General features: G+C 33.9%; 10 protein-coding genes. 9 read left to right on the top strand and 1 reads right to left on the bottom strand.

The annotated features are described in order from the left end of the window. The 3 genes from HMPREF9331_RS04830 to HMPREF9331_RS04820 form a co-directional block, all read left to right on the top strand. Positions 1 to 1443, top strand: a 1443-nt coding sequence (locus tag HMPREF9331_RS04830; protein WP_016421335.1) for a hypothetical protein, incomplete at its 5' end; no start/stop codon positions are given. Beyond that, positions 1436 to 1978, top strand: coding sequence for a hypothetical protein (locus HMPREF9331_RS04825; protein WP_016421334.1), 543 nt, complete (start codon positions 1436 to 1438; stop codon positions 1976 to 1978). The genes HMPREF9331_RS04830 and HMPREF9331_RS04825, both read left to right, overlap by 8 nt. A gap of 59 nt (positions 1979 to 2037) precedes the next feature. Next, positions 2038 to 2580 carry a hypothetical protein gene (locus tag HMPREF9331_RS04820; RefSeq protein ID WP_016421333.1) on the top strand — a complete coding sequence of 181 codons (543 nt, stop codon included), beginning with the start codon at positions 2038 to 2040 and terminating at the stop codon, positions 2578 to 2580. A 90-nt stretch (positions 2581 to 2670) separates the two neighbouring features. On the opposite strand, the gene HMPREF9331_RS04815 is transcribed toward HMPREF9331_RS04820, so the two are convergent. Next, positions 2671 to 3495 carry an IS5 family transposase gene (locus HMPREF9331_RS04815; RefSeq protein ID WP_016421332.1) on the bottom strand — a complete coding sequence of 275 codons (825 nt, stop codon included), beginning with the start codon at positions 3493 to 3495 and terminating at the stop codon, positions 2671 to 2673. A gap of 252 nt (positions 3496 to 3747) precedes the next feature. Between HMPREF9331_RS04815 and HMPREF9331_RS04810 the strand changes: the two genes are divergently transcribed. From HMPREF9331_RS04810 to HMPREF9331_RS04780, 6 genes are all read left to right on the top strand, one after another. Beyond that, positions 3748 to 4812, top strand: coding sequence for a PKD domain-containing protein (locus tag HMPREF9331_RS04810; protein ID WP_016421331.1), 1065 nt, complete (start codon positions 3748 to 3750; stop codon positions 4810 to 4812). Positions 4813 to 5359: 547 nt separating this feature from the next. Then, positions 5360 to 7858, top strand: coding sequence for an AAA family ATPase (locus tag HMPREF9331_RS04800; RefSeq protein ID WP_016421329.1), 2499 nt, complete (start codon positions 5360 to 5362; stop codon positions 7856 to 7858). Next, positions 7855 to 8586 (top strand): DUF4280 domain-containing protein, encoded by a 732-nt coding sequence (locus HMPREF9331_RS04795; protein ID WP_016421328.1) that lies wholly within the window; start codon positions 7855 to 7857, stop codon positions 8584 to 8586. The genes HMPREF9331_RS04800 and HMPREF9331_RS04795 overlap by 4 nt, the downstream gene beginning before the upstream one ends. A gap of 4 nt (positions 8587 to 8590) precedes the next feature. Continuing rightward, positions 8591 to 9682 (top strand): hypothetical protein, encoded by a 1092-nt coding sequence (locus HMPREF9331_RS04790; protein ID WP_016421327.1) that lies wholly within the window; start codon positions 8591 to 8593, stop codon positions 9680 to 9682. Continuing rightward, positions 9657 to 10145, top strand: coding sequence for a hypothetical protein (locus HMPREF9331_RS04785; RefSeq protein WP_016421326.1), 489 nt, complete (start codon positions 9657 to 9659; stop codon positions 10143 to 10145). Before HMPREF9331_RS04790 ends, HMPREF9331_RS04785 begins: the two co-directional genes overlap by 26 nt. Before the next feature lies 1 nt (position 10146). Further along, positions 10147 to 10632 (top strand): hypothetical protein, encoded by a 486-nt coding sequence (locus tag HMPREF9331_RS04780; RefSeq protein ID WP_016421325.1) that lies wholly within the window; start codon positions 10147 to 10149, stop codon positions 10630 to 10632. The last annotated feature ends 143 nt before the right edge of the window (positions 10633 to 10775 follow it).

The raw sequence follows: 10775 nt of genomic DNA, 5'->3' as shown, positions 1-10775 counted from the left end.
GTTATTTTTGGTAAACCCTGTTTTTCATTGGAAGATTTTGAAAGAGAAATGGAAGAATTTCTTCCTGCTCCTGATGATATTAACTTCTTAGTTCATTTTGAAATAGATGAAAATAACTATGATGGTAGTTTTGGATTTGATTGGATGCGTAATGAATATAAACATATATGCCCATATTATGCTAAACTGAAAGAAGAATATAGGGATTGTAATGATAATACCCTGTGGAAACCTCAAGGAAGAGAATATTTCATACCTTGGGTAGCATTAAGGAAAGGACAGAAAAATGTTAAGTTAAAAATATCTATAGAAAGATTAAATACTCTTCCTATTGAAGATACTGATACCATCCAATTCACTCAGCAAAATGGGATCTCCTTTTCGGTAGCTGATATTAATGTAAAAGAAATAACAAATAAAGGTTTTGTAGAGGTAGAACTTTATTGTAATACAGTATCAGAGAAGGATAGGCTTTATAAAGTTTTTGATGGTAAAGGCAATATTGTTGGAAAACTAAATATTTTTAGAAATAAAACTACCTATCAATTAGATGTTAGATTTGTTAAGGTAAAATTTAAGGGAAGAGTAACCCAAGATCCTCCTGAAAATGCAAAAAATATGAATGATGTAGAAAAACTTATGTTATTGGTAAATAATATAAGAGCTCTTTCAAGAAGAATATATAATTTCACAGATAACACTAAAACATTTGTAAAAGACGGAATAACTGAAATCCAACCACTTAATCAAATAGAGACAATTGATAAATGGAAACAGTACATAGAAGACAACGAAGATTTCTTTAAAAAACTCCTTAATCAATCTTTAATTGATTACAACCCTATTAAAGAAAACAATGAAATTAAATATGAGGTTATGGAAATTGATTTAGGAACTTTAATAATAGGGAATAACCCACTAGAAACTAAAAATCGGCTTATTAGAGAATCTTTTAAGGATTTAAAAGATAATTCAGTAGCTTGTGATTTATATAAATTAAGAGAGGGGATTATTGCCCACTATTTACATTCTTATTTAGAAGATTATACCCTTAATGCTGTGCAGGAACGAACAAAAGGGGTTACTTTTTTTATTTTACCTATTATGATTGATGGACCTACAAATGATGAAACTCTTGACGCTCTTTCTGATGATTTAGATAAAAATGATATAAAAAATAGTAGTAGGTATGTACTTTTACTTCGCCATACTGATGAATTGAGAAAAAATACTATTGTTCACGAGGCAGCGCATACATTGGGACTAACCCACACCTATAGAGAAGAAGGCAATGATATAGAACCCAAAGTATTTTTTAGGAAAGATGAGACCAAAAATATTATGGATAAAGGTAAAATAATTAAAGATAACAACTTATTTTGGAAGTGGCAATGGGAAACAATGATAAAAGACTCTGATTTAAAACCAATTGATAATGAATAAGACAACAAAAACACTCGGTTTAATAGTATTTACTTTTTTTATATCTCAGAATCTATATAGTCAGTTATTTATAAATAAAATAGACAATAAAGATATAGAGATTGTTAAGAGACTTATTCCTACTAAAGGCTGTGGGAGTATTATGTATGATTATATTAGAATCAATAAACGTACAAAAGAACCTTTAAGAGGAAAGTATAAAGTTATTGTAAATAAAGATGAGTATTACAAAACCTTCTTTGAAGAGGGTAATATTCGAATCAAAAATGATATCAACATAGTTAAGTATTATTGCAAAGGAAAATTATGGAAACTATATATATATGTTGGAAGAGAATATGCGTTGCTATCAAAAAGCAACCTTGATAAAGAAAAAGGAGTGTTATATATCAAATATTTTGATTATAGTGATATAGATGAAAAAGAGCCTGGTCTTATAGGAGAAAAAGATAAACAGAGTACAGAAAAATTTCTTAAAATATTTATACCATTAATAAAAGAAAAAGATATAAAAGAGTTTCTAAAAGATTTTTAGTTTCGCTTGTTAGCAATGGGAAATAATGATAAAAGACTCTGATTTAAAACCAATTGATAATGAATAAGACAACAAAAACACTCGGTTTAATAGTATTTACTTTTTTTATATCTCAGAATCTATATAGTCAGTTATTTATAAATAAAATAGACAATAAAGATATAGAGATTGTTAAGAGACTTATTCCTACTAAAGGCTGTGGGAGTATTATGTACGATTATATAAGAATAGATAAACGTACAAAAGAACCTTTAAGAGGAAAGTATAAAGTTATTGTAAATAAAGACGAGTATTACAAAGCTTTCTTTGAAGAGGGTAACCTTGTAGTGAAAAATAAAATTAACTTAGTGAAATACTACTATAAAGGTAAATATCAAAAACTCTACATATATGTTGGAAAAGAATATATGTTGCTATCAAAAAATGACTCTGATAAAAAGGAAGGTCTAATAGATGTCAAATATTTTAATTATAGTGATATAGATGAAAAAGAACCTAATTCTACGACTAAGGACAACAAGAAAGAATTAGAAGGACGTCTTAAAGTATTTATACCATTAATAAAAGAAAAAGATATAAAAGAGTTTCTAAAAGATTATTAATCCCAGATTATGCAGTAAAAATCCCAACCCTCTATTTTAGAATTTTATCTTATAAAATCAACATTTTTTAGAAATACACAACAAACATGTTTAAACTTTTTTGAGGAACTTGGAGATAAACCCTAATAGGAGCATTCCAATCCAAGTTACATCAAGATACTCATATCTCATTATCAAACCTTTATATCCGTCAAGCCAACCATTTGCTTGTTCAATTTTAAACCTATTTTTGTACAATTCTTTATCAAAATAAACATCTGGTTGCTCTCCATTTCGGGGATTAGGTTTAATATTTGCTATAATTTCTTTGCTTTCTAAAAACTCTCTAAGAGATTTGCTATCAAATCCTGCATCAGCATTGAGAAACAGTCCTTTGTGTTCTATTCCTGCTTCTTCTAATAAAGCTAAGATTTCTTTTAGTACTTCTTCTATTTCATATAAGTCATTGTGATTTCCTGCTTTAGGGCTTCCCATTGCTATCATTTGCCCTTTATTATCACACAAAAAAATACTATTGGTGGTTACAGCTTTTTTCCTTGCTTGATAACCTGCTGACGCTCCTTTTTGACGACAACGTGTATGACTACTATCCAATTGAACGCAAGACATATCTAACTTTCTTTTCTTCTTACTTAATAAATTCAACCATACTCGCTGAAAACTACCATCTTTACTCCATTTATTGAAGTAGTAATAGACATTTTGCCAAGAGATTTCACCTTTTTCAAAATAACTCTCAATTGGAAGTTCTCTCCATTGTACCCCTGTTTTTAATCTCTTGAGAATCAATAAAAATATTGAAGCTAAATCAAAATTACTTTTAAATCCTCTTTTTCCTACACTTAAAAAGGAAATAATCCATTTATTTGTATCTTTGCCCAAAGTTCCTGAATTTTGGTGTTTTTTCTCAAACACAAAATTACTAATTTTTGGGAACTTTTACTTCTCTAAAAAGTTTAAACAGCTTCAATATCAAATTGGTAAAACATTAGTCGTTTTGTTGTAAAACACAAAAAGATAAGAACGTCTAAAATGTTTTGTATCTCACTGATTGTCAGTAAATAATAAAATATATGTAAAAATATTTTGAAAAAACCTTGTCTTTTATTTTGTGACGTAGAATATTTTTAGTAATATTGCACGCAAATTTATCAATTTTCATTCTTTATGAAGAAAAGTTTGCTTAAATATCTACCCAAACTCGATACCACAGTCTTTCTCACCTTTGGCGGGATACTTTTGCTCGGGCTCATAATCTTAATATACCAACTCAATCACCGCACAGACTGCACTGAAGCTAAATATATTATCCACACAGACGACTTCATAACTAAAAATCTCATTGAGTTTATCGATAATACCAAAGGAGCTACTTCTTGGAAGTGGGATTTCGGGGATGGCTCTGCCGTAGATTACAACCAAAACGCACTTCATTCTTACAACAAAGCAGGACAATACATCGTTACTCTTACCATCAACAACACTTGTAGCTTCCAAAAAATAGTAACTATCACAGACCCTGATGCCGATTCAGGCTATCTGCCTGTTATCATCGCCCCCAATGTAGCCTTTGAGGGGGATACCATCAAGTTTAATGCTCGCAAAGAAGGTGGCATTTCTTTTGAGTGGAGCTTTGGCGAGAGTGCTGGCACTGATGCGCTTGGCAAAACGCCTACCCACGTCTTTAAAACTACAGGCAAAAAGACGGTTTCTTTAATCGTAAATGGAGATATAGAGCACATCGCCACGAAAACTATCTACATTGCCCCTAAACATATTGCTGCTAAAAAGAAAAGCGATGTATCCTCTTACGAATTTGAAAAACCTCATTCTGACTTTGAGTTGCCTCGTGGCAAGGCTCAAAAAGACCCTTTGGTAGATTTTATCCAGCATCTTCCTGTAACCCCTGCACCCAAAAAGGAGAAAGACAGTATTCCTTCTCCTAAAAAAGCAGCTGACATCTCTTCTGAACAATTCCAACTCTTGCTGGGTCAAGTAGCAGCACAATCCAAGACCAAAGACGATTTTAAAGAGTATCTCTGTGGTAATTTCAGTACTCCTGTGGTAGTAAACGACAAAAAACTCGTACCCTTTGAACAGCTTTGTAGGGATATTGCAGGTAAAAAGATTAAAATCTCCACAATGCGCCTACAAAAAGACACTAAAAATTGTATTCAACATATCTATATCTATTACAAGATTAAGAAATGGGGGATTTGGGTAAAAGAGTGATAGATTTTAGCTTAAATAAAATCTAAGATAATTAAGACAATGGATAGAATACTATTTTTCAGCATTGGAATTAGCATACTCATTCCATTAGTACAGTTGTTTTATCTATTCTATCGTAGATTTTTTAATAAAGATAGTAAATTTATTCAATATTTATTAGCGATATTAAGTGTTTTTGCTTATATAAGTTTGAGTTTTGTAGTTATAATGTATATTAAACCAACAGTTTTTGATAGTACAGACTTTCATAACACGATTGTTATACCTATTGCAGCTTATTTGGTAATGAATGTAATTATAATACTACAAAAATATATAGCAAAAAGTAATACCATAGGTATAATATTACTGATAATCAATCTTATTACACTGATAACTATATGCTATTACTTATTGCTGACAACTACCTATGAAATTGGAGATGGAGATGTATTTTATAATTCACACAAACAGATAATGATTTTTAGTTATACTGATTTTATCGGGGTACTACTATTAAATATATTGACATTTTTCGTTATTAAAAAGTAAAAGATTTTAGAATCCTATGCAACAAAAGCCCTACACTCAAGAAGTACAAAAAGCCCTTCAGATTGCCCAAAAGATAGGCAAGGAGCATATCCACGCCCACTATTCAGGAGCACACTTGCTAAAAGCGATGCTCAATCGCGATTTGCCCTTGCTTAAAGCCTTAGAAGCAAAGGGCATTGACGTTTTTTACTTAGAGGAATGGGCAGAAGTGCGTCTTGAAGAACTTCCTAAATCCACGCATACTTATAGCTGCGAACCTGACGAGGTGATTGATACCATCTTCACAGAGGCAAATGAAGTCGCCGAAAGTCTTTTAGAGGAAGAAATAAGCCTCTTTGCGGTAATAGTAGCCATTAGCAGCCCAGGAGTAGCTTTTAGCTTTGACCAGATGAAGACCTTTCCCGTCTCTCGTGCTGAACTCCTGAAAAACCAAACCGTAAGCGGTACCATCTTCTCTAACAACACTCCTGACGAACCCTCAGCAAAAAAGAAAAACAACTTCTTACAAAAATACTGCATCCACAAAAACACACAGGTAAAACCTCAAAAAGAAAAAGACCTTTTAGTAGGGCGCGATACTGAAATCAACAAAATCATAGAGATACTCTGCCGCTTTAACAAGCCTAATGTGCTGATTATCGGTGATTCAGGAGTGGGTAAAACAGCTGTTTTAGAGGGATTTGTACAGAAAGTAGTATGGCAGCAAATCCCAGAGCTACTCACGGGCTTAGAAGTCTTCGAGTTAGATATGGGGGCTATCGTGGCTGGGGCTTCTTATAAGGGCGAGATTGAAGACCGCTTAAAGAACATCGCCCAAGAACTTAAAGCACTTCCAAAAGCAGTGCTTATCATTGAAGAAATCCACTCTATTTTAGGCGGACAAGCCTCAGACTCCTCTATTGCAAACTTGCTCAAAAGCGAACTCTCCAAAGGCTTACGGCTCATTGCGACCTCTACCATTGAAGAATATACCAAAAAGATAGAAAAAGAACAAGGGCTATCGGGTATGTTTGAACTTTTAAGGTTAGAGGAAAGCGATGATGATACCCATTTTAGGATGCTCAAACAAGCCTTAGCTGACTATCAAAAGCACCACAACATCAGCATTGACGACCTGACCATCAAAGAGGCGATTCGGCTCTCCAAGCGTTTTATGAAGGAACGCAGTTTGCCTGCTTCGGCGATTGACCTGATAGACCAAACAATGGCATCGCTTAAAACAGCAGGAGAATCATTCTTAAAGGAGCGCAATTATTTTATAGGCAAAGTATTAGAGCTAAGGGAAAACAAAAAGCTCCTCACCGAAAAAGACCGCCAATTGCAGGCTCAGTGGCTTTATAAAGACCTATGCCAAAAACTACAAAACCTCAGTGGTTCAGAGAGTGAAACACAGAACGAGCATAATCCCATTGAAAACACCCCTACTGATGAGCTTCTTGACCTATGCCGCAGTCTTATTGATCGTATTGAAGACATAGCAAAAGAAAAGCGAAGCCACATCACTCAGTACGACCTTGCTTTCATCATCTCTCAAAAGACCAACATTCCTATTGGCAAGCTCAAAGAAGAGGAAAAGCAGCGACTCAATGATATGGAAAACGTATTAGCCCAGCGGGTAGTAGGGCAAGATCACGCCATTGCAATTGTCTCTGAGGCTATCTTGGAAAGTCGTTCAGGCTTAAATAAAGCAGGACAGCCCATTGGTTCTTTTTTCTTTTTAGGTCCCACAGGTACGGGAAAGACAGAGCTTGCTAAGTCGTTGGCTGAGTTTTTATTTCAAGATGAGAATGCCATTATCCGCTTTGATATGTCAGAGTTTAAGGAAGAGCATTCAGCTGCCTTGCTCTATGGCGCACCACCAGGTTACGTAGGCTATGAAGAGGGAGGACTATTAGTCAATAAAATACGCCAAAAGCCTTATGCCATCGTGCTTTTTGATGAGATTGAAAAGGCACATAGCTCGGTATTTGACGTCTTCTTGCAGATAATGGATGAGGGTAAACTCCACGACCGTCTGGGCAAAGAGGGCGATTTTTCTAATGCTATTGTGCTCTTCACTTCCAATATAGGCTCTGAGTTTATCGTACAATCCTTTGAAAAGGGAAATATCCCTACTTCTTCTGAGCTTTTAGAGCGGATGAGTGGTTATTTCCGTCCTGAGTTCTTAGGGCGACTTACCGAAACGATACCTTTTGCCCCTATCAGCAAGGGCAATGCGCTTAAAATCTTTGAGATACACTTAAAGAAAGAGCTGTTGGACTTGGTAAAGAACATCAACATACAGTTGGAAATCACTGAAACTGCCAAAGAACAGCTTTCAGAAGAGGGCTATGACATTAAATACGGGGCGCGACCTTTAAAGGGCGTTATCCGCGCTAAACTGCGTCGTCCCTTAGCTAAAAAGATTATTGCAGGTGAGTTTAAGGAAGGCGATAGCATCATAGCCGATTGGCAGGAAGGGAAAATTGTGTGGAACAGAAAAGAAGATAACAACATAAAAGATAATGTATTATGAGCCAGAAACATTTAGTATGCCAAGGAGCAACCTGCCAATGTCAATTTGGCAACGCTCCCGATAAGTTAAAGGTACTTACACAGACTAAAGCCTTTATCAATGAGGAAGAACCCCAAGAGAAATTGGTAGCCACAACTGCTGATGTAGGGGCTACTTTTGAAAAAAACACCTTTGGACTATGTCAGATGCAGCCACTGCCAGGTGGGGGTTATAAACCCTGTCAGGCAATGGTAACTCAGTGGAGTGGTGCTTATGAGAACGTTACCTATGAGGAAAACAACGGACACCCCCTTTTAGAGGACAGCAAAGCCACCTGTCCCATAGGCGGTAAGGATTGCATCAGCATTATCAACCACGGACAGGTGGCTGAGATAACTAAGGTGAATGTAATCAATGCCAATCCTGCAAAGATTACAATGATAAACCCCTTTGTGAATTTCCATAAACTCAGAAAAGAGATGCTCACAAAACCAAATATTATAGAAGCCTATTTCACAGACTTACAAGGCAATACCATTACCGAAGATGCCTTTGTACCCGATACCCTTATTTATTTGGAAATAGAGGGCGAAAACCTACAAGGCGAGACGGTAGATATTAACCTTAAAAATGCTACGGTTGATTTTGAGTATAAAGGCGTATATTTACAGGATGATATCCTACGTGATTATACCTTCGAGAGCGACCACGACCGTATAGAACTAAAAGTAATAAAACCAAAAGAATAACACAATGATAGCAGTAATCACATTAAAAAGCACAGGACAGCAGATAACCGCTGAGCTTAAGGAAAAAAAGCCTTGCTTCTGTAATAGAGATTTTACAGTACAAGAGGTTAAAGACATTATTAAAGGTATTAGAGAAAATGATGATATTATTAGCAGACGCCAATACATAAAAGATTTTCCAGAAAATGAAGTTGCACAATTTCATAAGAATAAAGATGGTTACAAAAACAATCCTGTACTTATTTATAAAGGGAAGTTTATTGTAAAATATGGGGAACAGTACTTTTCATTGAAAGAAGGTGTGGAAGAAAAAATCCCTAATAAGGTAGTACCCCCAAACTATATGGAAAAATTCAGTGATTTTACCAGAAAAGGAGATAAGATTTTTTCTGATTACTATAAAGGTAAGACGAATAAACCAGAAGAACAGATAGAGCTAAAGAGTGGAGAGGATATGTATGAAGAGTTTACTAAATGTCTTAACTATACATTTCGCGAATATGGAATAACCACCTGCTTACAAAAGATACACTTTTTAGCACAGTGTTATGTTGAAACTATGCATTTTTTAAATACAATTGAAGAGGGAGGAAGTTCTGCATATAGTGGAGGTATTGCCTACAAAGGTAGGGGACTTATACACCTAACCCACGATTATAACTATCTAAGATATTATGATAAGAGTTGTGAGACTCATTTTTATGATGTTTATGTTAGATGCTTAAAAAAAATAGGTAATAACGGAAGTATGGGAGTAACGGAGTGTTTAAAACAATGTAAAAAGGATAAAAGATATATTGAAAAAGGTAAGGATGACAAGTTTAGAAAAGATGTAGATGATTTGATCGCTGCAATGGAAAAAGTTGAAAAATTCAGGAAAGATGTTTCTACGGTAATGATAAAAGCTGTTGGCTGTGCAGGTTGGTTTTGGAAAGAATCTAAGATTAATGACGTTATAACAGGAATTGATGAGAGGACAATTAGAAAGGTTACCAAAATAATCAATGGAGGAGATAATGGATTAGATGACAGAATTAAATATACTAAACTTTTTGCAAAAAAATTAAATTATGAAAACTGTACTAATCATAAGTAGTATATTTTTACTATTTGCTTGTTCAGATAAAAAATCAATAACCAAATCGATTCATAAAAAAAATGAAAAAGAGCGAGTTTCTTCTGGTTTAGAGCTGCATCAATATGACAATATTGATTGTTTAGTTGTATATTCACAGAAAGAAAAATATAAATTGTTCCTACGAGATACAATCTATAAAGATCCTGTTCGTACTCATATCTCTTTTACAACCACAACTAATCATTTAGATACCATAACCCTTGATATTTGGTCTCCTTATATGGATAAATGCTATTTTCAAATTCTAACTAATAGTGGTGATATACCTATTTTGCATAAGGTATATATCAAAACCCACTTTCACGATAAGATAGATATTCAAGACCACTACCCTAATAAAGAGTTGTCAAAACTAAATGATATGTACCAAATCTATCAAGATTTATGGGAAGAATATGAAATGAATAAATCTAAAAAATAATATGAAGACTGTACTAATCATAAGTAGCTTATTTTTACTATTTGCTTGTACTAATCAAGGAGCAGATAAAAATCAGCACATAAAAGAACTAAAAAAAGACACAATCCGTAATGGGTTCGAATTGCATCAATATAAAGATATTGACTGTTTAACAATTTATTCAAGAGGAGAAATATATAAACTGTTTTTACAAGATACGGTCTATATAGATGAGCTCGGCACTCGCATTTCAAAGATAAATACAACTTGTCATTTAGATACCATAACCCTTGATATTTGGTCTCCTTATATGGATGAATGTTATTTTCAAATAGCAAATTATGTTAATGAACCTATCCTATATAGAGTACATATCAAAACCCACTTTCACGATAAGATAGATATTCAAGACCACTACCCTAATAAAGAGTTGTCAAAACTAAATGATATGTACCAAATCTATCAAGATTTATGGGAAGAATATGAAATGAATAAATCTAAAAAATAATATGAAGACTGTACTAATCATATGTCAAGTACCTTCTATATTATTTTTTGTCGTGTATTAAACATCTATTTTCAAAAATATTTCGTACCTTTGCTCCGCTCCGTGTAAAGTTCTTAGAAAGAACGTAATAAGAATAAAACCAT

The sequence above is a fragment of the Capnocytophaga granulosa ATCC 51502 genome (assembly GCF_000411115.1).
GTDB lineage: Bacteria > Bacteroidota > Bacteroidia > Flavobacteriales > Flavobacteriaceae > Capnocytophaga > Capnocytophaga granulosa.
Note: the sequence above shows the minus strand (reverse complement) of the source record. Positions and strands in the feature narration are given on the sequence as shown.